Source organism: Embleya sp. L77 (genome assembly GCF_055557415.1).
Map to the genome: position 1 here is coordinate 6,425,921 of NZ_CM145709.1, position 23,695 is coordinate 6,449,615.

Below are 23,695 nucleotides of genomic sequence, written 5' to 3' on the forward strand. Positions count from 1 at the left end.
GCAACGCCCGGTAATCGTCAAAAGAACACAACAATGTGACGCGCATGGAGTAGTAAGGAGTAATCGGGCGCGTCCGATGGCACGATCAGGTTCATGCCCGAGACGTCATGTCGCCCCCAGCGCCTTCTCGGACGTCTCCCGGCACTGGCCGCGATCCTGGTCGTGACATCGGTCGCCGCCTACCTCGCGCTCGCGCTGACCCGACCGGCGACCATGTGGTGGCTCGGCGACCTGCGGGTCTACCAGGCCGGCGGGCGCGCGATCGTGGAGGGCGACGGGCGGCTCTACTCGATGTCCGTCGGGACGGCACGCCTGCCGTTCACCTACACCCCGTGCGCCGCACTGCTGTTCACCCCGCTGGCGTGGCTGCCCTGGGGGGTACTGCGCTGGGTCTCGGTCGGCGGCAACCTCGCGCTGCTGGGCATCGGCGCATACCTGGCCTGGGGCATGGCCGGGGTGCGCGGCACCCGCCGACTCGCCGCCGCGGCGAGCACCGCCGCGGTCCTGCTGTGGACCGAACCCGTCCAGGAGACGCTGCGCTTCGGCCAGATCAACCTGCTCCTGCTGGCGCTGGTCCTGGCCGACCTCTCCCGCGCCCCCGGTGCCCGGCTGCGCGGCTGCGGGGTGGGCCTGGCCGCCGGGCTCAAGCTCACCCCCGCGATCGTGATCCTGTACCTGTTCCTGACCGGCCGGGTGCGCGAGGGCCGCAACGCGCTGCTCGCGCTCGGGGCGAGCCTGTTCGTCGCCTTCACCGCGCTGCCGCGCGAGTCGCTGCGCTACTGGGGCGGCCTGTTCTTCGACGACACCCGGGTCGGCCCGGCCCAGGCACCGGGCAACCAATCGCTGCGCGGGTTGCTGATCCGGTTCACCCATCAGCTGCCCCCGCCCGGCCCGGTGTGGCCGGCCATCGCGATCGCGGTGGGGGTCGGCGGGCTCGCGCTGGCCGTGATGGTGGCACGGGGCCGACCGGGGGATCCGCGCCGGGACCTGGCCGGGTTGTGCGTGACCGCGCTGACCGGGCTGCTCGTGTCGCCGATCTCCTGGACCCACCACTGGGTGTGGATCGTGCCCGGTGCCGTGCTCCTGGCCGACACCGCCCGCCGCCGACGCGGCCCGCTCCGGGTCCCCGCCGCACTGGCCGCGTTCGCCCTGGTCGCGCTGACCGCCGCGGTCCCGGGTCGCCGCGTGGAACTCCCGGTCCCGGTACCGACCGGGCTGATCTGGCAGGTGCCCTACCGCGACGGCCGCGAACTCCGGCTCGCCGGGTGGGATCTGCTGCTCGCCGACGCGTACACTCTCGCCGGGCTCGCCGCGCTGATCACGATTGCGCTGGGCGTACCGGCGACCCGACGAAAATGGGCGAGTCGCACCGCGGAAGCCGTTACGCTCGACCCGCCGGAACCGCCGGCCCGAACGGCTCCGGGCACCACCACTCCGGCTCCGGCCAGGGCCTGAACGATCCCGACAGCGCATTCGGGGACATTCGCCGGCTTCCGGCAACCAGGCACCGGGCGGGGCCGATCCGACCGTGTGGATATCCTGACCCGGCGCCACCCGGCCAGGCGCCCATTGAACCGTGCAGTTGTGGAGTCCCCGACCGACATGTCCTTCCCCCACGTGCTCGTGACCTCCTGCCGCGAGCTCCTGACGCTCGCGCCCCGCGTCCCGTTCGGGCACGAGCGCAGCCGGGAACCCCGTCGGCCCGGTCGCGTCGCGCTCGTCGGCGGCCTCCTGCTGGTGTTGTCGCTCGGTCTGTGGGTGATGTGGACCCACCTCGGCCGCCGCGACATGTGGCACATGCTCGACCTGAGCGTCTACCACGAGGCCGCACACGCGTTCCGCGACGGCGACCAGATCTACACCGTCAACTACGGCAAGTGGACCGACAAACTGCCGTTCATCTACCCGCCGTTCTCCGGACTGCTCTTCTACATCCTGCTCCCGCTGGGCTTCGCCGGCCTCAAGTGGTTCATGGCGGTCGTCAACCTGCTGTCGCTGTTCGCCGTGGTCTGGTCCGCGTGGGGCATGCTCGGCTATCGCCGCGGCCTGGGCCGGTTCGGCATCAGCGCGACCACCTTCGCCGTGGTGCTGTGGCTGGAGCCGGTGGAGTGGACGCTCGTCTGGGGGCAGATCAACCTCCTGCTCCTGGCCCTGATCGTGCTCGACCTGGGGCTCCCGGACAGCCGCCGGTTCAAGGGCATCGGGGTCGGCATCGCGGCCGGCCTCAAGCTCACCCCCGCGATCTTCATCGTCTACCTGCTGATCACCCGCCGGTTCCGGGCCGCCGCGGTGGCAGGCAGCGCGTTCCTGGGGACCATCCTGGTGGGCCTGGTCGCCGCGCCGAGCGCGTCCGTCTACTACTGGTCGCACCTCGTGTCGATCAGCGGCAAGGTCAACGACAAGCTCAGCGTGGGCACGCTCAACAACCAGTCCGTGCAGGGCATGTTCACCCGAATGCTCGGCGACGGCGGGGCGGCCTCGGTGCTGTGGTTGCTGCTGTGCCTGCTGGTCGGCACGCTCGGCCTGGTGGCCGCCGCCCGGGCGTCGCTGCGCGGCCATGAACTGGTCGGCGTGGTGATCACCGGCGGCCTGTCGCTGTTCGTGTCGCCCATCTCGTGGTCGCACCACTGGGTCTGGGTGGTGCCCGCGTTCGTCCTGCTCGCGCACGCCGCGCTGACCCTCGCCCGGCCGCTGTGGTGGTGGCTGACCGGCACGTTCTTCGTTTTCTTCGCCGCGTGGCCGATGCGGCTGAACGTGTACGGCGACTGGGACGGCTCGCGCACCCTCCAGCCGTGGGGCCTGATCTGGCTCGCCCCCCGGGACGGCAGCCGGGAACGGCACTGGACGCCGATCGAGTTCGTGCTCGGCAACGGCTACCTGTTCGCCGGGATCGCGCTGACCCTGATCCTGGTCTGGCGCATCCTGCGCGACCGCACCCCGCTGCCCACGCTCACCGAGCCGCTCGCCGAGACCGGCACGCCCGACCCGGACCCGGTGAGCAGCGGATCCGTGCGTCACTAGGCTGGATGCCGCACACCGAACGAGCAGGACCAGTACGAGACGGCCCACCGGCAGAAAGCAGAGGCCCCGTGGAGGCGCACGTGGACGCGGCGCCGCCGCACCCCCGGGACGGCGGCGTGGACGCTCCCAGCGACCGGGTCCTGACGATTCCCAATGCGCTCAGCTTCGCCCGTCTGCTCGGTGTCCCGGTCTTCCTGTGGCTCATCCTGGCGCCCGAATTCGGCGGGCCCAAGCACGACCTGTGGGCACTGGCGCTGCTCATGCTCAGCGGGATCAGCGACTACCTCGACGGCAAACTGGCCCGCAGGTGGAACCAGGTCAGCAAGGTCGGCGCGATCCTGGACCCGGCCGCGGACCGGCTCTACGTGCTGGCCACCCTGGTCGGTCTGACCTGGCGCGAGATCCTGCCGATCTGGCTGACCGCGATCATCCTGGGCCGCGAACTGTTCATGGGCGTGGTGCTGCTGATCCTGCGCCGGCACCGCTACGGCGCGCTGTCGGTCAGCTTCGTCGGCAAGGCCGCGACCTTCAATCTGATGTACGCCTTCCCGCTGCTGCTGCTCAGCGACGGCACCGGACGTGTCGCAACTCTCGCCGCGATCTTCGGATGGGCGTTCGCCTGGTGGGGTACTGCGCTGTACTGGTGGGCAGGAGTCCTCTACGCAGCCCAGGCCAAACACCTCGTGGCCGCGGACAAGGCGAGTCGCGCAGCGACCGCCGGGTAGCGCAGGGATCGCCGGACACCGAGGCGATATCCACGTACTGAAGGCACGCCACCCGGCCCCGGCAGTTCAGCCGTGGGTGCGGGTGGTGTGACGCGATAGGAGGACGAGACCGATGAAGGCCGTCGTCATGGCCGGAGGCGAGGGCACCCGCCTGCGCCCGATGACCTCCAGCATGCCCAAGCCGCTTCTGCCGGTGGTGAACCGGCCGATCATGGAGCACGTACTACGGCTCCTGAAGCGGCACGGGCTTTCCGAGACCGTGGTCACCGTCCAGTTCCTTGCGTCGCTGGTTCGCAACTACTTCGGCGACGGCGAAGAACTCGGGATGACCCTGACATACGCGAACGAGGAGACCCCGCTCGGCACCGCGGGCAGCGTCAAGAACGCCGAGGAGGCGCTCAAGGACGACACGTTCCTGGTCATCTCCGGCGACGCGCTCACCGACTTCGACCTGACCGCGCTCGTGGAGTACCACCGCGCCAAGGGCGCGATGGTCACCGTGTGCCTGACCCGGGTGCCCGACCCCCTCGAGTTCGGCATCACGATCATCGACGACGAGGGCCGGGTGGACCGGTTCCTGGAGAAGCCGACCTGGGGTCAGGTCTTCTCGGACACCGTCAACACCGGCATCTACGTGATGGAGCCCGAGGTCTTCGACTACGTCGCCGCGGGCGTGTCCGTGGACTGGTCGGGCGACGTGTTCCCCAAGCTGCTCAAGGAGGGCAAGCCGATCTACGGCTATGTCGCCGAGGGCTACTGGGAGGACGTGGGCACCCACGAGAGCTACCTCAAGGCGCAGGCCGACGTGCTCACCGGCAAAGTCGACGTGGACATCGACGGCTTCGAGCTCTCCCCGGGCGTCTGGGTCGCCGAGGGCGCCGAGGTGGACCGGGACGCGATCCTCAAGGGTCCGCTGTACATCGGCGACTACGCCAAGGTCGAGGGCGGCGTGGAGATCCGCGAGCACACCGTGCTCGGGTCCAACGTCGTGGTCAAGCGCGGCGCCTTCCTGCACAAGGCGGTCGTGCACGACAACGTCTACATCGGCCCGCAGACCAACCTGCGCGGCTGCGTGATCGGCAAGAACACCGACGTGATGCGCGCCGCCCGGATCGAAGAGGGCGCGGTGATCGGCGACGAGTGCCTGATCGAGGAGGAGTCCCTGGTCGCCGGGGACGTGCGGATCTACCCGTTCAAGACGATCGAGGCCGGCGCGGTCGTCAACACCTCGGTGATCTGGGAGTCGCGCGGCCAGAAGTACCTGTTCGGCCCGCGCGGGGTCTCCGGCATCCTCAATGTCGAGATCACCCCCGAGCTGGCGGTGCGCTTGGCCGGCGCATACGCCACCACGCTCAAGAAGGGCGCCACCGTCACCACCGCGCGCGACCACTCGCGTGGTGCCCGGGCGCTCAAGCGGGCGGTCATCTCCGCGCTCCAGACCTCCGCGATCAACGTGCGCGACCTGGAGAACGTGCCGATGCCGGTGGCCCGCCAGGAGACCGCGCGCGGCTCGGCCGGCGGGATCATGATCCGCACCACGCCCGGGGTGCCGGACTCGGTGGACATCATGTTCTTCGACGAGCGCGGGGCGGACCTGTCCCAGGCCGCCCAGCGCAAGCTCGACCGGGTCTTCTCCCGCCAGGAGTATCGCCGCGCGTTCCCCGGCGAGATCGGCGAACTGACCTTCCCCGCACGACCGTTCGACAGCTACTCGGGCTCGCTGCTGAAGGCCCTGGACATCACCGGCGTGCCCGAGTCCGGGCTCAAGGTGGTGGTGGACGCCGCACACGGCAACGCCGCCCTGCTGCTGCCCAGCATCCTGGGCCGGCTGGGCATCGACGCACTCACCGTCAACTCCGGCCTGGACGACGCCCGGCCCACCGAGACCGCCGACGAGCGGCACGAGGGGCTGCTGCGGCTGGGCGAGCTCGTGGCCTCCTCCAAGTCCGGGTTCGGCGTGCGCTTCGACCCGGTCGGCGAGCGCATGTCGCTGGTGGACGAGCGGGGCCGGATCATCGACGACCACCGCGCCTTGCTGGTACTGCTGGACTGCGTCGCGGCCGAGCGCGGCGGCGGGAAGATCGCACTGCCGGTGACCACGACCCGGATCGCCGAGCAGGTCGCCGCCTATCACGGGGTCCAGGTGCAGTGGACCACCACGTCGCCGGACGACCTCGCGCGGGTGGCCATGTCCGACGACACGATCTTCGGCGGCGACGGCCGCGGCGGGTTCGTGATCCCCGAGTTCAGCACCGTCTTCGACGGCACCGCCGCGTTCGTCCGGCTGATCGGGCTGGTCGCCCGGACCCAGCTGACGCTGAGCCAGATCGACGCGCGGATCCCGCGTGCGCACGTGCGCCGGCGGGACGTGCCGACGCCGTGGGCGGCCAAGGGCATGGTCATGCGCCGGGTCGTGGAGGCGGCGGGCGACCGCGAGATCGACACCACCGACGGCGTCCGGGTCGTGGAGGCCGACGGCCGCTGGGCCCTGGTGCTGCCGGACCCGGCCGAGGCGGTCACCCACGTGTGGGCCGAGGGCCCGGACGACGACGCTGCGGACGAACTCCTGGACGAGTGGAGCCGGGTCGTGGAGCACGCGGGCGACTGACCGGATGCTCCGGGCCCGCCGACGCCGGCGGGCCCGGTAGCGGTCTTGTAAGGTCTTCCCCGGCCGTGGATCGCCTGCCGCGATCCGCGGCCGGACCCGGTGTCGGACCCTGCATCGAGCACTCCGTCGGGCATGGAACGATGGGGCGCATGTCATCGCGGGAGACACCAGGCACGAGCCGGTACAGGCGGCCGGACGCCTCGATGTCCCTGCTCGTGGACATGATGACGAACAGCCTGGACGCGGGCTACGCGGAGGCCACCGCCCGCCGTGCGGTGCGCGGGGACACCGGGATGAACAAGGGCCCGCTGGCCCGCGTGCTGGCCGTGGTCGGGGTCGCGCTGATCGCGATGATCCTGATGGTGGCCGCGATGAAGGTGCACGCCGCCGCTCCGCAGGCCGAGCGGGAGCGCCACCAGCTGGCGGACCGGATCCACACCGACGAGGCCGAGGTGGACGCGCTCACGGCCACCGTCGAGCGGTTGCGCGACGAGGTCGACGCGATCCAGGAGGTCTCGCTGCCCAAGGGCGCCAAGGACCGGGTGCAACTGCTCGCGCTGCTCACCGGATCCGACCCGGTCGAGGGTCCGGGCCTGAAGGTGATCGCGGACGACGCCAAGGGATCGGACAACTCGGACGGTTCGACCGACCCGCGCCAGGCCGAGGCGGCGGCGAACGGCCGGATCCTGGACCGCGACCTCCAGCGCCTGGTGAACGGCCTGTGGAAGGCCGGCGCCGAGGCCATCTCGATCAACAACCAGCGGCTGACCGCGCTGTCCGCGATCCGCGCCGCGGGCGCCTCGATCCTGGTCGACAACCGGCCGCTGGCTCCGCCGTATACGATCCTGGCGATCGGTGACGCGAAGCCGATGCAGGTCGAGTTCATGGTCGGTGCGGACGGGCGCTATCTGCGCCAGCTGGAAGAGAACTTCGGGATCCGGATCAACCTGAGCGCACAGAAGAAGCTCAAGCTGCCGGCCGCGCTGGGCACCTCGCTGCGCTACGCCGACGTCCCGGGCAGCGCGCCCGCGAGCCCGCCGCCGAGCGCACCGGCGAAGCAGACCCCGAGCACACCGCCCGCCACGCCCACGGGCCGCGGCGGGCCGCCGCCGAGCGGTTCGGCCTCGCCGACCGGCTCGCCGACAGCGTCGCAGAAGCAGACCGAACGAAAGGGTAAACAGTGATCGCGGTCCTCGGCCTGGTCCTCGGGGTCGTGGTCGGGTACCTCGCCCGACCCGTGATCCCGCACGAGCTGGAGCCGTACCTGCCCATCGCGGTGGTGGCCGCGCTGGACGCGGTCTTCGGCGGACTGCGCGCACTGCTCGACGGCATCTTCGACGACAAGGTCTTCGTGGTCTCGTTCCTGTCGAACGTGGTCGTCGCCGCGCTGATCGTCTTCCTCGGCGACAAACTGGGCGTCGGCGCACAGCTGTCCACCGGCGTGGTGGTCGTGCTCGGCATCCGGATCTTCTCCAACGCGGCGGCCATCCGCCGACACGTCTTCCGGGCCTGACGGGGAGTCACACATGGCCGACGAAACGGACGAGACGCGCGGGCGGCATGCCCGCCACGACGAGGACCCCCGCGAGCTGGGCATCCCGCGCACCGCCGAGGAGCCCGCACCCGGACCCGTGCCCGGACTCGTGCCCGAATCCATGCCCGAACCCGTGCTCGTGCCCGAACCCGAGCCGGAACCCGAGACGCCGTCCACGCGCAAGCCCACGGTCGAGACCCGGCGCCCGGTCGACCTCTACCACGAGGGTCGGCACATCCGGGAGCGGATCCGCGAGCAGGCCGCCGAGGTGACCTCGGAGATCCCGCCGATCACCGCGCCGGTCCGCGAATCGGCGCACGAGATGCGGGAGATGCCGCCGGCGTCCCGGCCGCAGCCGGACCCCGGGGCGCCGCGCGTGCCGATACCGCCACTGGTGCCCGCCGCGCCCGTGCCCGGGGCGTCCCGGCCGGGTGAGACGCCTCGACCGCGTGTCGCACGCGACCCCGGAGACCCGCGCGATCCGCGTGCCCCGCTCGCGCCGCCGCACGCGGGAGCGCACGCGGCGCGCGACACGCCCGAGACGGAAACGGATTCGAACGCGGTTTCCGAGCCGCACACGCACGATCCGGTGGACGATCAGCCGGGCCGGCGCAGGCTGCTCGACGCGTTCTGGCCGCCGCGCGTGAGCCGGGCTCAACTCGTGGGCGCCGTGCTGCTGTTCGCGCTCGGCGCGGGGCTGGCCATCCAGGTGCGCTCGAACACCGAGTCGGACCCGCTGCGCGGCGCGCGGCAGGAGGACCTGGTCCGGGTCCTGGACGAACTCGGCGAGCGCACCCGGCGGTTGGAGGACGAGAAGCACCGCCTGGAGAACAGCCGTACCCAGCTGCAGAACAGCAACGACCGGGTCCAGGAGGCGCGTGAGCAGAACGAGGCCAAGGCGGACGCCCTGGGCGTGCTCGCGGGTACCGTCAAGGCCACCGGGCCCGGCATCACGCTGACCATCACCGACCCGCAGCGCACGGTCAGCGGCGACGTCCTGCTGGACACGCTCCAGGAGCTGCGCGCGGCCGGTGCCGAGGTGATCCAGATCAACGACGTGCGCGTGGTGGCGGGCACCTGGTTCAACGGCACACCGCCCGGCGACATCGTGATCGACGGCACCAAGGTGCTCCCGCCGTATGTGTTCAAGGTGATCGGAAATCCGCAGGATCTCCAGCCCGCGCTGAACATCCCCGGGGGCGTGGTGAAGACCCTGGAGAAGAAGCAGGCGGGGGCCATCGTCACCCCCTCGCAGGAGGTGCTGATCGACGCCTTGCGGCCTGCGAACAAGCCTGGTTACGCTCGCTCGGCACCGGGCGCCGGTAACGGGTGAGCACACCTGACAGAATCAGTCCGCCGGTCGCCGTCGGTGCATCACTCATCAGGCAAGAAGGGCAGGCTGTCCGCATGTACCCCGCAGATCTCGCGTACACGACGGAGCACGAATGGGTGCGCGTCATGGAAGAGATCTCCGGGACGGTGCGGATCGGCATCACCGAATTCGCGCAGGACGCGCTAGGTGACATCGTCTACGTCACGCTGCCGCCGGTCGGCACTCGCGTCGTGGCCGGACAGCCCTGCGGCGAACTGGAATCGACCAAGAGTGTCAGCGACCTCTTCGCGCCGCTCGACGGCGTCGTGACCACCGTCAACGACGTGCTCGACGGCGCACCGGAGTTGGTCAACTCCGATCCCTACGGCGACGGTTGGATGTTCGAGGTGCGCCTCGACGATCCCGCCGCACCGGCCGCGCTCTTGGACGCGGCCGCCTATCAGAACAGCCTTGGCTCCTGACGGCCCGGCGAAGCGGTAGGCAGTCCATCACCACGACCCACTCCTCCTGCCCCACGGGCGGGCCAGGTTCTCTCGGGGAGGTTCGCCCGTGAAGTTGTTCGCGAAATTGTTCGGTCGTTCCCGTCGCTCCGGCGACGCGCCGGCTGCCGATGCGGGGAGGGCCGGCAACCCGCCGGCCGCCCCGCCGACGATGCCGCCGGGCACCCCCTACGGGGCGTCCGCCGGTTCACCTCCCGCACCCGCTCCGCCGCTGGGCGAGCCCGACGCCACCGCCGGGCATGTCGCTGTTGACCACGAACACACGGCGCGCATAAGTTTCGGGCAACTCTCGACCGAAGGTCGAGGTTCGACCGGAACGGGTCAGGAGGCCGACGTGGTGGTCTGCGGCACGTGTGGGCATCACAATCCGCCCGGTGGCCGGTTCTGCTCCAACTGCGGCGCACGCCTGGGTGCGGGTGCCGAGCGTGCGTCCGAGCAGACCTCGACCATCTCGATCAGCGGCATCGAGGCGCTGGACGCGGAACCCGCGCCCCGCGAGATCCTCACCCCCGAGGCGCAGGCCGCGGTGGACGCGCTTCCGCCGGGTACCGCCTTGCTCGTGGTGCGCCGGGGCCCCAACTCGGGCAGCCGCTTCCTGCTCGACTCGGACCGCACCACGGCCGGTCGGCATCCGCAGAGCGACATCTTCCTCGACGACGTGACGGTCTCGCGCAAGCACGCCGAGTTCCGCCGCACCGCCGGCGGCTTCGCGGTCGCCGACGTGGGCAGCCTGAACGGCACCTACGTGGGTCGCGAGCGGATCGACGAGGTCCCGCTGACGCCGGGCGACGAGGTGCAGATCGGCAAGTACCGACTGGTCTTCTTCCCCAGTCGGCAAGGGCAGATCGGGTGAGTCCGGCGGCGGCCGGATCGGTCTCCTTGAGCATCGGCGGGGTGTTGACCCTGCTGCGTCCCGAGTTTCCGGACATCAGCATCTCGAAAATCCGGTTCCTCGAGGCGGAGGGGCTCATCGAGCCGCAGCGGAGCCCGTCGGGCTATCGCAAGTTCGGCGCCGCCGACATCGAACGTCTGCGCTACGTGCTGCGGGTGCAGCGCGATCGCTATCTGCCGCTCCGGGTGATCAAGGATCAACTGGACGCGATGGATCGCGGACTCGAACCGGCCGGCCCGACCCCGGCCGAATCCGAGCGCTCCGAGGACGCCGACGGCGATTCGGGGTCGGCCGGTCGGGACGGCACCACGGTGCTGCTCGACCGGCCGGGCCTGATCGCCGCGGCCGGCATCCAGGACGTGGACCTGGCGCGGCTGGAGGAGTTCGGCCTGATCCAGCCGCACCGCCCGCGGCCCGGCGGCACCGAGGGCGAGCCCGCGGTGGTCTACGACGGCGACGCGCTCGTGGTGGCCCGCCTGGTGGCCGCGCTGGGCCGCTACGGCGTCGAGCCGCGGCACCTGCGGCAGACCAAGGCCGCCGCGGACCGCGAGGCCGCGCTGGTCGAACAGATCGTCGCGCCGCTCCTGCACCGCCGGGGCGCGCGGGCCAAGGCGGGCGCCGAGGAGACCGTGCGCGACCTGCTCGCGCTCACCTCGCGCCTGCACACCGTCCTGGTCACCACCGCGCTCGCGCCCCGGCTGGGCCGCTGAACGGCCCGGCATCCGTCCGGCGCCGATCCCGATGGTGCGGCGTGCCGGGGTCGACATTCCGCCCCACGAAGAAAAAACGACGAATCCCCGACCTATTCGGCCCCCGGGGATCGGTGACCGACAGCCCGGCGCGCTAGTGTGGCGATGTGAACGAGCTAGAGGTTGTGGGCGTCCGGGTGGAGATGCCCTCTAACCAGCCGATCGTGCTCCTACGGGAGACGGGGGGCGATCGTTATCTCCCCATCTGGATCGGCCCGGTAGAGGCGACGGCCATCGCGTTCGCCCAACAGGGCGTGGTACCCGCGCGTCCTCTGACGCACGATCTCTTCCGGGACGTGCTGGAGGCGCTGGGACAGGAATTGACCCAGATCCGGATCACCGACCTGCGCGAGGGCGTTTTCTACGCCGAGCTGGTCTTCTCCGGCGGCGTGGAGGTCAGCGCGCGCCCGTCGGATGCGATCGCGCTCGCGCTGCGGACCGGGACGTCGATCGTCGGCAGCGACGCGGTCCTGGACGAGGCGGGCATCGTGATCCCCAACGAGCAGGAGGACGAGATCGAGAAGTTCAGGGAGTTCCTGAACGACATCTCGCCCGAGGACTTCGGCACCACGAGCCAGTAGCCGGCCCGCCCGGCCCGGTGCGCGTGCGAAGCCGCCGACCGTCCCTGCCCGCCGTCCTCGGCGAGGGGTACCGGTCGGCGGTTTTTTGCGTGCCGGTACCGGTCGGCCGGGCGGCGGCCTCGGACGCGCACCGGGGGCCGTCGGCCGGGACGGACCCCGATGCGCGTGCGGTCGAAGCCGGTCCGGCTCGATCCGTTTCGATCAGTGGCAAAGCGGCCAGACCTACCCCTGGCGCAGAGGTTCAAACCACTCGTGCGAGGAGCGTCACTCGGCGTGCCGAACGGCCCGGTCGTTGACGCGCTGTTGGTGACTGCCTACCGTCGAAAACGACAGTTCCGGGATGACCCCTGCGCGTTGCACCTCGCCGCCTGCGGCCCGGGACTGAAGAGACTCGCCGCGCCGTACTCGGGCGCGGGGAGACGAAAGGGAGGTCGGCGTGAGCAGCACCGGCGACATCACGGCGGCGGAACGCGCCCGCACGGCACGTCCTCTGCCGGCGACCGACCCCGGTGCGGGCCCCCGGCGGCAGGACGTCTCGCCGGCCGGCACGCCGTCGGAGGACGTCGGCTACCGCGGCCCGACGGCATGCGCGGCGGCCGGCATCACCTACCGCCAACTCGACTACTGGGCGCGCACCGGGCTGGTCGAGCCCACCGTCCGCCCGGCCCACGGCTCGGGCACCCAACGTCTGTACGGCTTCCGCGACATCCTGGTGCTCAAGATCGTCAAGCGGCTCCTGGACACCGGAGTCTCGCTGCAGAACATCCGAATCGCGGTGGCCCACCTGCGCGGTCGCGGGATCGGCGACCTGGCCGGGATGACGCTGATGAGCGACGGCGCCAGTGTGTACGAGTGCACGTCGTACGACGAGGTCATCGATCTGGTCCAGGGCGGCCAGGGGGTCTTCGGGATCGCCGTGGGGGCGGTCTGGCGCGAGGTCGAGGGCTCGCTCGCCCAGCTCCAGGGCGAGCACACCGGTACCGGAGAGACGATCACGCAAGTCCATCCGGGCGACGAGTTGGCGCGCAGGCGACGCGACAAGGCGGTCTGAGCCGCCCGCGGCGGATGGGAACCGGGCCGACGGGCAGGAACGTCCCCATGGACGTGATCATTCGCCGGCCGACCCTGCCGCGCTCGCGGCGAGCCCAACGACGCGGTTATCAGGCCGCCGTCCTGCTCACCGTGGCCGGGCTGGCCCCGATCACGGGGCTGCACCTGTACGCCGGGAACCGGGTCCGCTCGCCCGCCGACGTGCCATATCAGGACGTCACGATGGTGCTCGGCGCGGGCGTGCACGGGGACCGGCCGTCCGATCTGCTGGCCCGCCGGCTGGACGTGGCCCTGGGGTTGTACCGGGCCGGCCGGACCCGGGTGATCCTGGTCAGCGGCGACGGCGGCGGCAACCGCTACGACGAGACCGGGGTGATGCGGCGCTACCTCGCGGACAGGGGGATACCGCAGCATCGGATCGTGACCGACGAATCGGGATTCTCCACCTGGGAATCCTGCATCCGGGCGAAGCGCGTCTACGGGATCGACCGGGTCATCGTGGTCACGCAGAGCTTCCATCTGCGGCGTGCGCTCGGACTGTGCCGGGCCGCCGGGATATCCGCGTACGGCGTCCCGGACGAGTCCTTCACGTGGGGCCACATCGGGCCCACCGTGTACGGCACCGGGCGCGAGATGCTCGCCGCGGTCAAGGCGACCGGTCAGATCGTGCTCAAACCCGATCCACGCGCCCGCGACCCGAGGAACGACGAGATCCGCCGCGCCCTGGGCGACTGAGCGCGCGCGGATGTCGGTCCCGTGCGTCATCATTGCGCGGTGTGAGACAGGCCCCGGGCATCCTTCACCTCGACATGGACGCGTTCTACGCGTCGGTCGAGCAGGTCGCGAAGCCCAGCCTGGCCGGCAAGGCGGTGATCGTCGGCGGCATCGGCGCACGCGGCGTGGTGGCCACCGCCTCGTATGAGGCCCGCGTGTTCGGCGTGCGCTCGGCGATGTCGATCGGCGAGGCCCGGCGACGCTGCCCCAACGCCGCCTTCCTCAGCCCGCGCTTCGCGCTGTACCGGCAGGTCAGCGACACCGTGATGGAGCTGCTGCACCGGCTGTCCCCGCTGGTGGAGCCGCTCAGTCTGGACGAGGCGTTCGTCGACCTGGAGGCGGGCCCGCACGGCGGCACGCTGGACACCGAACGGGTCACCGAGATCGCCGTACGCCTGCGCGCGGACATCCACGCGGCCACCGGGCTGACCTGCTCGGTCGGCGCGGCCACCTCCAAGCTGCTGGCCAAGATCGCGTCCGAGGCGGACAAGCCGGACGGGCTGTGCGTGGTGGCACCCGGCGCCGAGCGGGCGATGCTGGACCCGCTGCCGGTGCGCGCACTGCCCGGGGTCGGACCGGCCACCGGCGACGTGCTGCGCCGGGCCGGCCTGGACACCGTGGCCGATCTGGCCGCCGTCGACGAGAGCGAGCTGGTCCGACTGCTGGGCCAGGCACACGGCCACGGCCTGCACGTGCTGGCCGCCGGGCTGGACGCCCGCCCGGTGGTCGCCGACCGGGACGCCAAGTCGGTGTCGGTGGAGGACACCTTCGCCACCGACCTGGTGGACCGCGAGCGCATCACGCGAGAGCTGGACCGGCTCTCGATCCGGTGCGTGGAGCGGCTGCGCGCCGCCGGGCGCTCCGGGCGCACGATCGTGCTCAAGCTGCGCCGCTACGACTTCAGCACGCTGACCCGCTCGGAGACGCTGCGCGGGCCCACCGACGATCCGGGCGTGGTGCGCGAGACGATCCGCCGACTGGCCGCGCAGGTGGACGTCACGGGCGGCGTGCGGCTGCTCGGGGTGGGCGTGAGCGGCCTGGCCGACTTCGCCCAGCAGGACCTGTTCGGCGCGGCCGAGCCCGGGGCCGGCGAACCGATCGAGGAGGACCCGGAGAGCGACGCGGAGCCGCTCGTCGAGGCCGCGCCACAGCGGATCTCCTGGTCGCCGGGCCAGGACGTGGTGCACGAGGAGTTCGGACCCGGCTGGGTGCAGGGCAGCGGTGTCGGCCGGGTCACCGTGCGGTTCGAGGTGCCGGGCGGCCGGCCGGGCCGGGTGCGCACGTTCGTGATCACCGACCCGGCGCTGCGACCGGGGGAACCGATTCCGCTACCCGCCGCCGACCGGGGATAGCCGCCGGGATCCGGGGCAGGCGCGGGGCAGACGACTCCTCGGGGGTGTCCTCACCATGACTGATGTCAAAGAGCGGCCGGCGCGAGGGCAAGGTGCCTTCCGATCGGTTCGCCGCAGGCTCGGCCTGCCCGCCTTCCTGGTCACGCTCCTGGTCGGCTTCATCGTGCTGGCCCTGGTGCTGGTCGGGCTGGTCAACCTGTTGCCGGGCAAGTTCAACCCGTTCGGCGAGACCACCAAGGACCACAGCGGACCGGTGATGCTCAAGGCCGTGCAGGATCTCAGCCGCTACGAGGCGGTCAGCGGCACCTTCCAGGTCGTCGTGGACCTGGAGAAGGACGCCAAGTTCCTCCCGGACGCCGTCCGCGGTCAGCGCACGCTGTTCATCGGGGTCGGCCAGGTCGGCGGCTTCGTGGAGTTCGGCGGGATCGGCCAGGACGCGATCCAGACCTCGCCGGACAACAAGAGCGTGACCATCAAGCTCCCGCACGCGCGGCTCGCGCCCGCAGCCCTCGACCAGAAGAACAGCCACGTGATCGCCCAGGACCGGGGTCTGTTCGACCGCCTCGGCGACTTCTTCTCCGGCAATCCCTCCGATCAGCAGCAGCTCTACGTGCTGGCGGCCAAGAAGATCGACGACGCGGCGAAGACCGCCGGACTGGTGGAGCGGGCCGAGCGCAACACCACCGGCATGCTCCAGGGGATGATGCGGTCCCTGGGTTACACCACGACCACTGTGACCTACGCCTAGTGCGCAGGCCCGATCGAGGGTCACGCTGATACCGTTGAGGTCGCCCATTACGTTCGCGCGGGAGAGTCCTCGTGTCGTGCACACGGGGCGCCGAAGGAGCAACTCCTCCCCGGAATCTCTCAGGCACCCGTACCGCGTGGTCGTGGGCACTCTGGAAAGCAGGATCCGCACGTGGCTCGCCGAGTCGGGTCGGATCCTCGCCGACGGTGCAAATCGCGCCCGTGGGAACCGGTTCGACCGGTGCTCCGGGCGCGGTGAAGCTCTCAGGTACAGATGACAGAGGGGGAGGCCGGTGGGCGCGCGACCCGCGTGTCCGTCCAGGAGCGATCCAGGAGGCCTTTCGCGATGACCCCGCGCACCCCTGCCCCGACGCGTGCTCACGCCGTACTCCCCTCCGGTCCCGGCTCGTTGACCGGCCTGGAGGCCGCGTCGCCGTTCACCGGCCGGCACATCGGTCCGGACGCCGACGAGCAGGCGAAGATGCTCGCCGCGATCGGCTACGGATCCCTGGACGAGCTGACCGACGCGGCGGTGCCCGCCGCGATCCGCGCGCTGGAGGGCTTCGAACTGCCCGCCGCGCGCTCCGAGGCCGAGGTGCTCGCCGAACTGCGCGAGCTGGCCTCCCGCAACACCGTGCTGACCTCGATGATCGGGCTCGGCTACCACGGCACCTTCACCCCGCCGGTGATCACCCGGAACGTGTTGGAGAACCCCGCCTGGTACACGGCCTACACGCCCTACCAGCCGGAGATCTCGCAGGGCCGGCTGGAGGCGCTGCTCAACTTCCAGACCGTGGTCACCGACCTGACCGGCCTGGACGTGGCCGGTGCCTCGCTGCTCGACGAGGCCACCGCCGCCGCCGAGGCGATGACCCTGGCCCGGCGGGCCGGTCGGGCCAAGAGCGACGTGTTCGTCGTGGACGCGGCCACGCTGCCGCAGACCGTCGCCGTGGTGCGCACGCGGGCGCAGGCGCTGGGCATCGAGGTCGTGGTCGCCGACACCACCGACGGGCTGCCCGAGGGCGGCTGCTTTGGCGTGCTGCTCCAGTACCCCGGCGCCGACGGCCGGGTCCGCGACCTGACCCCGGTGATCGAGGCGGCGCACGCACAGGGCGCGCTGGTGGCGGTCGCCGCCGACCTGCTCGCGCTCACCGTGCTGCGCGCGCCGGGCGCGATGGGCGCCGACATCGCGGTCGGCACCACCCAGCGGTTCGGCGTGCCGATGGCCTTCGGCGGTCCGCACGCGGGATACATGGCGGTCCGCGAGAAGCTCACCCGCAGCATGCCGGGCCGGCTGGTCGGGGTGTCCGTGGACGCCGACGGCGCGCCCGCCTACCGGCTCGCGCTGCAGACCCGTGAACAGCACATCCGCCGGGAGAAGGCGACCAGCAACATCTGCACCGCGCAGGTCCTGCTGGCCGTGATGGCCGGGATGTACGCGGTCTACCACGGGCCTGACGGGCTCACCTCGATCGCCCGCCGCACCCACCGCTACACGGCCGTGCTCGCGGCCGGGCTGCGGGCGGGCGGCGTCGAGGTCGTGCACGGCGATTTCTTCGACACGATCACCGTGCGCGTGCCCGGTCGGGCCGAGCAGGTGCTCGCCGCGGCCCGCGCGGCCGGGATCAACCTGCGCCCCGTGGACGCCGACCACGTGGGGATCACCTGCGACGAGACCACCCTGCGGGCGCACGTCGAGGCGGTCTGGGGAGCGTTCGGGGTCACCGGCGACGTGGCCGCGCTGGACGCGGACACCGCCGACGCGCTGCCGCAGTCGCTGCTGCGCGACACCGAGTTCCTGACCCACCCGGTCTTCCACACGCACCGCTCCGAGACCGACATGCTGCGCTACCTCAAGCGGCTGGCGGACAAGGACTACGCACTCGACCGGGGCATGATCCCGCTCGGCTCGTGCACGATGAAGCTCAACGCCACGGTCGAGATGGAACCGATCACGTGGCCCGAGTTCGCGAACCTGCACCCGTTCGCGCCGGTGGAGCAGGCCGCCGGATACCTGGAGCTGATCGACGGCCTGGCCGACTCGCTGGCCCGGATCACCGGCTACGCCAAGGTCTCGCTCCAGCCCAACGCCGGTTCGCAGGGCGAGTTGGCGGGCCTGCTCGCGGTGCGCGCCTATCACCGCGCCAACGGCGACACCGCCCGCGACGTGTGCCTGATCCCCTCCTCCGCGCACGGCACGAACGCGGCCAGCGCGGTGATGGCGGGCATGCGCGTCGTGGTGGTCAAGACCGGCGAGAACGGCGACGTGGACCTGGCCGACCTGCACGACAAGATCAAGCGGCACCGGGACACGCTCGCGGTGCTGATGGTGACCTACCCGTCCACGCACGGCGTGTTCGAGGAGGGCATCGAGCAGGTGTGCGCGGCCGTCCACGAGGCCGGCGGCCAGGTCTACGTGGACGGTGCGAACCTGAACGCGCTGGTCGGGCTGGCCCAGCCGGGCGGCGCGATCGGCGCCGACGTATCGCACCTGAACCTGCACAAGACGTTCTGCATCCCGCACGGCGGCGGCGGTCCGGGCGTGGGCCCGGTCGCGGTGCGCGCGCACCTGGCGCCGTACCTGCCCAACCACCCGCTCCAGCCCACCGCGGGCCCGGAGACCGGCGTGGGGCCGATCTCGGCCGCTCCGTGGGGCTCGGCGGCGATCCTGCCGATCCCGTGGACGTACCTGCGGCTGATGGGCCCGGACGGGCTCAAGGAGGCCACCCAGGTCGCGGTGCTGGGCGCCAACTACATCGCCAAGCGGCTCGCACCGCACTTCCCGGTGCTCTACACCGGCCCGAACGGCCTGGTCGCGCACGAGTGCATCATCGACGTGCGGGGGATCACCAAGACCGCCGGGGTCAGCGTCGACGACGTCGCCAAGCGGCTGATCGACTACGGGTTCCACGCGCCGACCATGTCGTTCCCGGTGCCCGGCACGCTGATGATCGAGCCGACGGAGAGCGAGAACCTGCGCGAGATCGACCGGTTCTGCGACGCGATGATCGCGATCAAGGGCGAGATCGACCGGGTCGCGTCGGGTGAGCTGCCCGCCGACGACAACCCGCTCGGCAACGCGCCGCACACCGCCGAGCTGCTCGCCGGCGAGTGGACGCACGCCTACACCCGGGCGGAGGCGGTCTTCCCCGCCGGTGTGGTGCCGGCCGAGAAGTACTGGCCGCCGGTGCGCCGGATCGACGGCGCCCAGGGCGACCGCAACCTGGTCTGCTCGTGCCCGCCGATCGAGGCGTACGGCAACAACTGACCCGAACCGGGCGCGGCCCGCTCCCGATCGCGGACGTCCCGACCAGGGGCGAACCGATCAGGGGCGGGCCGCGCCGTGGGTCAGCAGGTGGGCCACCGACGCGGCGAACCCCGGTTTGGCGGCCAGGTCGCTGCCCAGGACGCCGAACATCAACGCGCCGCTGAGCGATTCGAAGAGCAGGTCGGCGTCCACGTCCGGGCGGGCCTGGCCGCGCGCGACCGCGTCGGCCACGAAGGCCCGGAAGATCGCCCGGACCGGATCCATCCGGGCCACGAGCAGTTCCTTGAGCTCGGGCTGGTCGCGGTACTCGGCGAGTAGCCCCGGCACCGCGGCGGCGGTCTCCGGGCGACGGAAGGACTCCAGCGCGGCCTCGGCGAAGCGCAGTACGCCGGTCGCGAAGTCCTCGTGCGGCAGCGGCCGAAAGCTCATCTCGCGGGCCGGGTAGACCGCCTCGTGCACCAGGTGCGCCTTCGAGGGCCAGCGGCGGTACACGGTGGGCCTGGTCACGCCCGCCCGACGGGCGACGGCGTCGATGCTGACCCGGTTGTAGCCCTGCTCGGCGACCAGCTCGCGGGCCGCGGCCAGGATCAGTTCGTCGGTGCGTGGATCACGCGGGCGACCGGGCCGAGGGGTGCCGCCAGTGCCCATGGGGATGGAACTCCCAGTCGTCGTCGCGCCCGACATCGTGTCGCCGCAGATCGCATGCTGCCGCTCGGACTGTATCGGGAAGGCGGCCCGACCGGCCCCGGGCAGGCAAGAGCCGGAGGTCGTTGCGAGGTGACCTCCGGCTCGTTGGGCCGTGCGAACGGATCAGGCCGCCGAAACCAACCCCACTCGGGGCCGGTGCGGGGCGATGGTGCGTCCGTCCGGCAGCAGTTCGCCCGTGTCCTCGAACAGGACGACGCCGTTGCACAGCAGGCTCCATCCCTGTTCGAAATGAGCGGCCACAACGGCGGCGGCCTCACGATCGGGGCTGTCCGCCGGTGGGCAATGCGGTCGGTGCTGGCACATCCTCGTACCTTCTCGGTGTCTGCGCGGAGCGCGTCGGGCAGCCTTGCCCGGCAGCTCACAGTGTCCGCCTCCGAAGGCCCGCGCGCAGGACTTCTCGCAGTTCTCACCCGACTGCGCCCAAGATGTGACCACACGTGTGAACGGTCGGGTGTGATCAGCTGTCCGGAGCGCCCACGGCGGCCGGCCGGCGGGTGCGCGCGGCCAGCACCGCGGCCAGTTCCGCCGCGGTGTAGCAGCGCAGCGCCTGCACGCCGCACGGCGCCGGCGCGAGCGGGATCAGCAGGTCCACACCGCCCGCCTCGTCGGCCAACCACAGCGCGACCATGTACATCCCGGGCACGTTCAGCAGGCGCGCCTCGTCGCGGCGGAGCAGGGTCTGCGGAAGCGCCCGGGCCGCGGCGGCGGCCGGTGCGGTGGCGACGGTGAACGGTCCCTCGACGAATCGACCGACGCCGTGACCGGTCGGGCCGGGGCGGACCTCGATGCCGCCGACGACCACGTCGCCGGACCACATGAGCCAGCGCCAACCCACCGGGCGGGCGCTGCGTACGCCCTGATCGGCGACCAGGTCGAGCAGGTCGATCTCGAAGACGCGGTGCGGGAATCCGGCTGTGAGCGCGGCTTGATCGGCGCGGCAGTCGGCGGGGAGCAACGCGCGGGATTCAAGCACGGCTCGGGCCGCTCGGCGGGCCGACTCGGGAGCCTCGGGCACACGCAGGACCATGAGACCGCCTCATTTCGATGCAGAGTCCAAAAACCCGGAGAATCCGGGGAGGGGAAAGCGGCGCTGTGCTGTGGGGAACCGGGTATCCGGCCGGGGGACGACCCGGCGGCGTACAGAGGGACCCGGCAGGGCCGGTCAGCGCATTGTACCGAAACGGCTCCGAAAAGTAACGGTGTATTGCGAACTGACACCCGTTTGAAGACCTTTTGGAACGATCTCGATCAGGGGAACAGCGAGGACATCACGTCGTCGAAGGTGACCAGACCGAGCGGCACCGTGCCCGGTTCGCCGACCAGGGCCAGATGGGAGCGGGAGCCGCGCATACGGGCCAACAGGGCGGTGAGCATGGCATCCGGGCCGACCGTGACGAGGGGGTAGACCGGCACCGAGCCGTCCGCTTCGGGGGCCAGCACGTCGAGCACGTGTACGTAGCCCACCGGCCGGTCGGCCGCGTCCAGGACCGGGAAGCGGGACAGGCCGGTGCGTACCGCGGCCTCCTCCAGGGCCGCCGCCGAGACCGGTCCGGGCAGCGCCACCACGTCGGTCCACGGCCGCATCACCGAGGCCGCGGGGCTGGAGTGCAGCGCCAGCACGCCGGCCAGCCGGTCGTGCTCGCGTACGTCCAGCAGGTCGTGCTCGCGCGACTCGGCGAGCAGCGCCGGGAGTTCCTCGGCGGTGTACACGCTGCGCACCTCGTCCACCGGCCGCACCCGAAAGACGCGCAGGAACAGATTGGCCACGTGGTTGAGCAGCCACAGGATCGGCGCGGTCAGCCGGGCGAAGAGCAACAGTGGCGGGGTCAGCCACAGCGCGCATTCCTCCGGCCCGGCCAGGGCGATGTTCTTGGGCACCATCTCGCCGAGCACCATGTGGCAGAACACCACCACCGCCAGCGCGAGCACGAACGCGATCGGGTGCACCGCCCCGGCGGGCAGCCCGATCGCCTCGATCGGAGCGGCCACGGCGTGCGCCAGCGCGGGTTCGGCGACCGCGCCCAGGCCGAGCGAGGCCACGGTGATGCCCAGTTGGGCGGCGGCGAGCATGGTGGACAGCCGGCCCATCGCGGTGAGCACCATCGCCGCCCGGCGCGAGCCCGCCTCGGCCTGCGGCGCGATCCGGGTGCGCCGCGCCGAGATCACCGAGAACTCGGCGCCGACGAAGAAGGCGTTGGCCGCGAGCAGGACCAGCGAGAGCAGGAAGTCGCCCATCAGGAGTCGGCCTCCATCCGCAGCTCCACCTCGTCGATCCGGTGCCGGTCCATCGCCACCACGGTCAGCCGCCGGCCGTCCACCTTTACGTGGTCGCCGACCGCGGGCAGCCGACCCAGCCGGGCCAGGATCAGCCCGGCCAGCGTGCTGTAGTCGCCGTCCGGCAGCCGCCAGCCGCTGGCCTCCTCGACCTCGTCCGCGCGCAGCAGGCCGGACAACCGCAACACGCGTGAACTCGGCAGCCGTTGCGGCGGCGCGTCCGGCTCGTCCGCCGGGTCGTGTTCGTCGGCGAGATCGCCCACCAACTCCTCGGCGAGGTCCTCGGCGGTGAGCACACCGGCGGTGCCGCCGTACTCGTCCACCACGATCGCCAACTGGGTCCGGCCCTCGCGCAGTCGTTCGACCGCCCGCTTGAGGTCGAGCGAGGTCGGCACCAGGACCGGGGCGCGGGCGATCCGGGCGAGCGGGGTGCGCGCCCGTTCGGCGGCCGGCACGTGCAGTGCGTCGCGCAGCACCGCCACGCCGACGATCTCGTCCAGGTCCTGGCCGCGGACCGGGATCCGGCTGTGGCCGCACGCGCGGGCGGTGTCCATCAGTTCGCTCACCGACGCGGTCGCGGGCAGGGTGACCAGTTCGGTGCGCGGGGTCATCGCCTCGGCGGCCTGCTTGTCGGCGAAGCGCAGCGCCCGGTGCAGCACCCGGGCGGTGCCCGCGGGCAATGCTCCTGCGCGGGCGGAGTGCCGGACCAGTTGGGCCAGTTCGTCGGGCGAGCGGGCCGAGCCCAACTCCTCCTGCGGCTCGATGCCGAGCTTGCGCACGAAGAAGTTGGCCGAGCCGTTGAGGAACACGATCAGCGGCCGGAACAGCCGGGAGAAGCCGACCTGGAACGGGCCCGCGACGCGGGCGACGCCCAGCGGGCGGGCGATCGCGGCGTTCTTGGGGACGAGTTCGCCCAGCACCATCTGCAACCCGGAGGCCAGGGCCAGGGCGGCGAACCTGGGCAGCCGGAAGGCCGCTTCGGCGAGGTAGCCGGCGATCAGCGAGGTCAGCGTGATGCCCAACTGGGCGCCGGACAGTTGGAAGGACAGGGTGCGCAGCGCGCTCAGGACCCGGCCCGCGCCCCGATCGCCGGCCTCGGCCCGGGCCGCCACCTCGCCGCGCTCGACCGTGACCAGGGAGAACTCGGCGGCGACGAACATGCCGTTGCCGGCGATCAGCAGCACGAGCAGCACGATGGCCAAAGCGGCGTCGATCGGGCGGCCTCCCGGTTGGCGCGGTGAGCGGGCCTCGCACACATGCCCGGTGGGCGGGCGGCCTATGCACTCGGGCGCGGGTGCGCGCGGGGTTTGCGGGGCCGGGTCGGGCGCGGGAGCTTGCCGTTGCGCGTTCGGCGGCTCGGGCGTTGTCCTCAAGCGCCGGACCGAACGAGAGCGACTAAACAAAGATCGGTCTGAAAGAGCCCCGCCCGGCGGGCGATGGCCGGACGGGGCTGGGGTGGGCTAGAACGGGAGCGTTACGGGCGGCAGCGGTTCATCCCAGTCGATGGGGCCTACCAGGTTCGGGAAGCACTCCGGGCAGCCGTACAGGCGCCAGATGGGCCCCGGCTTGCCGCCGGTGT

General features: G+C 71.6%; 21 protein-coding genes and 2 riboswitches. Of the genes, 16 read left to right on the forward strand and 5 right to left on the reverse strand.

The annotated features are described in order from the left end of the window. Window positions 1-93: 93 nt before the first annotated feature. The 16 genes from ACZOOI_RS27245 to gcvP all read left to right on the forward strand — a co-directional run bounded on the left by ACZOOI_RS27245 (window position 94) and on the right by gcvP (window position 19,134). Window positions 94-1,455 carry a glycosyltransferase 87 family protein gene (locus ACZOOI_RS27245; RefSeq protein ID WP_465278307.1) on the forward strand — a complete coding sequence of 454 codons (1,362 nt, stop codon included), beginning with the start codon at window positions 94-96 and terminating at the stop codon, window positions 1,453-1,455. Between the two features lie 129 nt (window positions 1,456-1,584). Continuing rightward, complete coding sequence (locus tag ACZOOI_RS27250) at window positions 1,585-3,021, forward strand: glycosyltransferase 87 family protein (protein WP_465278308.1); 1,437 nt, start codon at window positions 1,585-1,587, stop codon at window positions 3,019-3,021. 68 nt (window positions 3,022-3,089) lie between these two features. Next, on the forward strand, window positions 3,090-3,746 hold the full coding sequence (locus tag ACZOOI_RS27255) for a CDP-alcohol phosphatidyltransferase family protein (protein WP_391582048.1): 657 nt from the start codon (window positions 3,090-3,092) through the stop codon (window positions 3,744-3,746). A 112-nt stretch (window positions 3,747-3,858) separates the two neighbouring features. Beyond that, window positions 3,859-6,354: a sugar phosphate nucleotidyltransferase gene (locus tag ACZOOI_RS27260; RefSeq protein WP_391582049.1), complete on the forward strand. Its 2,496-nt coding sequence runs from the start codon at window positions 3,859-3,861 to the stop codon at window positions 6,352-6,354. A 203-nt stretch (window positions 6,355-6,557) separates the two neighbouring features. Further along, entirely contained in the window at window positions 6,558-7,538 is a 981-nt protein-coding gene (locus ACZOOI_RS27265) for a DUF881 domain-containing protein (protein ID WP_465278309.1), read from the forward strand. Then, the gene (locus ACZOOI_RS27270) at window positions 7,535-7,867 is read left to right on the forward strand and encodes a small basic family protein (RefSeq protein WP_020548716.1); all 333 of its coding nucleotides are present in this window, start codon (window positions 7,535-7,537) and stop codon (window positions 7,865-7,867) included. Before ACZOOI_RS27265 ends, ACZOOI_RS27270 begins: the two co-directional genes overlap by 4 nt. Before the next feature lie 352 nt (window positions 7,868-8,219). Continuing rightward, window positions 8,220-9,221 (forward strand): DUF881 domain-containing protein, encoded by a 1,002-nt coding sequence (locus ACZOOI_RS27275; protein WP_465281298.1) that lies wholly within the window; start codon window positions 8,220-8,222, stop codon window positions 9,219-9,221. Window positions 9,222-9,295: 74 nt separating this feature from the next. Next, window positions 9,296-9,682 (forward strand): glycine cleavage system protein GcvH, encoded by a 387-nt coding sequence (gene gcvH, locus ACZOOI_RS27280; RefSeq protein WP_026217856.1) that lies wholly within the window; start codon window positions 9,296-9,298, stop codon window positions 9,680-9,682. A 373-nt stretch (window positions 9,683-10,055) separates the two neighbouring features. Next, window positions 10,056-10,574 (forward strand): FHA domain-containing protein, encoded by a 519-nt coding sequence (locus ACZOOI_RS27285; RefSeq protein ID WP_391582051.1) that lies wholly within the window; start codon window positions 10,056-10,058, stop codon window positions 10,572-10,574. After that, window positions 10,571-11,323 (forward strand): transcriptional regulator FtsR, encoded by a 753-nt coding sequence (ftsR, locus tag ACZOOI_RS27290; RefSeq protein ID WP_465278310.1) that lies wholly within the window; start codon window positions 10,571-10,573, stop codon window positions 11,321-11,323. The genes ACZOOI_RS27285 and ftsR overlap by 4 nt, the downstream gene beginning before the upstream one ends. Before the next feature lie 146 nt (window positions 11,324-11,469). Then, window positions 11,470-11,943, forward strand: coding sequence for a bifunctional nuclease family protein (locus tag ACZOOI_RS27295; RefSeq protein WP_020548711.1), 474 nt, complete (start codon window positions 11,470-11,472; stop codon window positions 11,941-11,943). A gap of 436 nt (window positions 11,944-12,379) precedes the next feature. Then, a complete protein-coding gene (locus ACZOOI_RS27300; protein WP_391582053.1) occupies window positions 12,380-12,994 on the forward strand; it encodes a MerR family transcriptional regulator in 615 nt (204 codons plus the stop codon). A 47-nt stretch (window positions 12,995-13,041) separates the two neighbouring features. After that, complete coding sequence (locus ACZOOI_RS27305; RefSeq protein WP_465278311.1) at window positions 13,042-13,728, forward strand: SanA/YdcF family protein; 687 nt, start codon at window positions 13,042-13,044, stop codon at window positions 13,726-13,728. Window positions 13,729-13,769: 41 nt separating this feature from the next. Then, entirely contained in the window at window positions 13,770-15,119 is a 1,350-nt protein-coding gene (locus tag ACZOOI_RS27310; protein ID WP_465278312.1) for a DNA polymerase IV, read from the forward strand. Between the two features lie 55 nt (window positions 15,120-15,174). Continuing rightward, complete coding sequence (locus ACZOOI_RS27315) at window positions 15,175-15,867, forward strand: DUF4230 domain-containing protein (RefSeq protein WP_465278313.1); 693 nt, start codon at window positions 15,175-15,177, stop codon at window positions 15,865-15,867. 48 nt (window positions 15,868-15,915) lie between these two features. Beyond that, window positions 15,916-16,012, forward strand: a riboswitch (glycine riboswitch). Window positions 16,013-16,014: 2 nt separating this feature from the next. Continuing rightward, a riboswitch (glycine riboswitch) is annotated at window positions 16,015-16,151 on the forward strand. A 61-nt stretch (window positions 16,152-16,212) separates the two neighbouring features. Beyond that, window positions 16,213-19,134, forward strand: coding sequence for an aminomethyl-transferring glycine dehydrogenase (gene gcvP / locus ACZOOI_RS27320; protein ID WP_465278314.1), 2,922 nt, complete (start codon window positions 16,213-16,215; stop codon window positions 19,132-19,134). 57 nt (window positions 19,135-19,191) lie between these two features. Here the strand turns inward: gcvP and ACZOOI_RS27325 are convergent, their stop codons facing one another. The 5 genes from ACZOOI_RS27325 to ACZOOI_RS27345 form a co-directional block, all read right to left on the reverse strand. Further along, window positions 19,192-19,782, reverse strand: a complete 591-nt coding sequence (locus ACZOOI_RS27325; RefSeq protein WP_391582058.1) for a TetR/AcrR family transcriptional regulator — start codon at window positions 19,780-19,782, stop codon at window positions 19,192-19,194. 162 nt (window positions 19,783-19,944) lie between these two features. Then, the gene (locus tag ACZOOI_RS27330; protein ID WP_078978673.1) at window positions 19,945-20,145 is read right to left on the reverse strand and encodes a DUF5999 family protein; all 201 of its coding nucleotides are present in this window, start codon (window positions 20,143-20,145) and stop codon (window positions 19,945-19,947) included. Window positions 20,146-20,299: 154 nt separating this feature from the next. Then, window positions 20,300-20,869, reverse strand: coding sequence for a hypothetical protein (locus ACZOOI_RS27335; RefSeq protein WP_396004855.1), 570 nt, complete (start codon window positions 20,867-20,869; stop codon window positions 20,300-20,302). 221 nt (window positions 20,870-21,090) lie between these two features. Further along, a complete protein-coding gene (locus tag ACZOOI_RS27340; RefSeq protein ID WP_465278315.1) occupies window positions 21,091-22,077 on the reverse strand; it encodes a hemolysin family protein in 987 nt (328 codons plus the stop codon). Continuing rightward, entirely contained in the window at window positions 22,077-23,309 is a 1,233-nt protein-coding gene (locus ACZOOI_RS27345) for a hemolysin family protein (RefSeq protein ID WP_465281299.1), read from the reverse strand. The genes ACZOOI_RS27340 and ACZOOI_RS27345 overlap by 1 nt, the downstream gene beginning before the upstream one ends. Window positions 23,310-23,695 lie beyond the last annotated feature (386 nt).

Coding starts and splice junctions, on each gene's coding strand:
- ACZOOI_RS27245 (WP_465278307.1), top strand. CDS start 94: ATGCCCGAGACGTCATGTCGCCCCCAGCGCCTTCTCGGACGTCTCCCG.
- ACZOOI_RS27260 (WP_391582049.1), top strand. CDS start 3,859: ATGAAGGCCGTCGTCATGGCCGGAGGCGAGGGCACCCGCCTGCGCCCG.
- ACZOOI_RS27265 (WP_465278309.1), top strand. CDS start 6,558: ATGTCCCTGCTCGTGGACATGATGACGAACAGCCTGGACGCGGGCTAC.
- ACZOOI_RS27275 (WP_465281298.1), top strand. CDS start 8,220: ATGCCGCCGGCGTCCCGGCCGCAGCCGGACCCCGGGGCGCCGCGCGTG.
- gcvH (WP_026217856.1), top strand. CDS start 9,296: ATGTACCCCGCAGATCTCGCGTACACGACGGAGCACGAATGGGTGCGC.
- ACZOOI_RS27305 (WP_465278311.1), top strand. CDS start 13,042: ATGGACGTGATCATTCGCCGGCCGACCCTGCCGCGCTCGCGGCGAGCC.
- ACZOOI_RS27315 (WP_465278313.1), top strand. CDS start 15,175: ATGACTGATGTCAAAGAGCGGCCGGCGCGAGGGCAAGGTGCCTTCCGA.
- gcvP (WP_465278314.1), top strand. CDS start 16,213: ATGACCCCGCGCACCCCTGCCCCGACGCGTGCTCACGCCGTACTCCCC.
- ACZOOI_RS27325 (WP_391582058.1), bottom strand. CDS start 19,782: ATGGGCACTGGCGGCACCCCTCGGCCCGGTCGCCCGCGTGATCCACGC.
- ACZOOI_RS27330 (WP_078978673.1), bottom strand. CDS start 20,145: ATGTGCCAGCACCGACCGCATTGCCCACCGGCGGACAGCCCCGATCGT.
- ACZOOI_RS27335 (WP_396004855.1), bottom strand. CDS start 20,869: ATGGTCCTGCGTGTGCCCGAGGCTCCCGAGTCGGCCCGCCGAGCGGCC.
- ACZOOI_RS27340 (WP_465278315.1), bottom strand. CDS start 22,077: ATGGGCGACTTCCTGCTCTCGCTGGTCCTGCTCGCGGCCAACGCCTTC.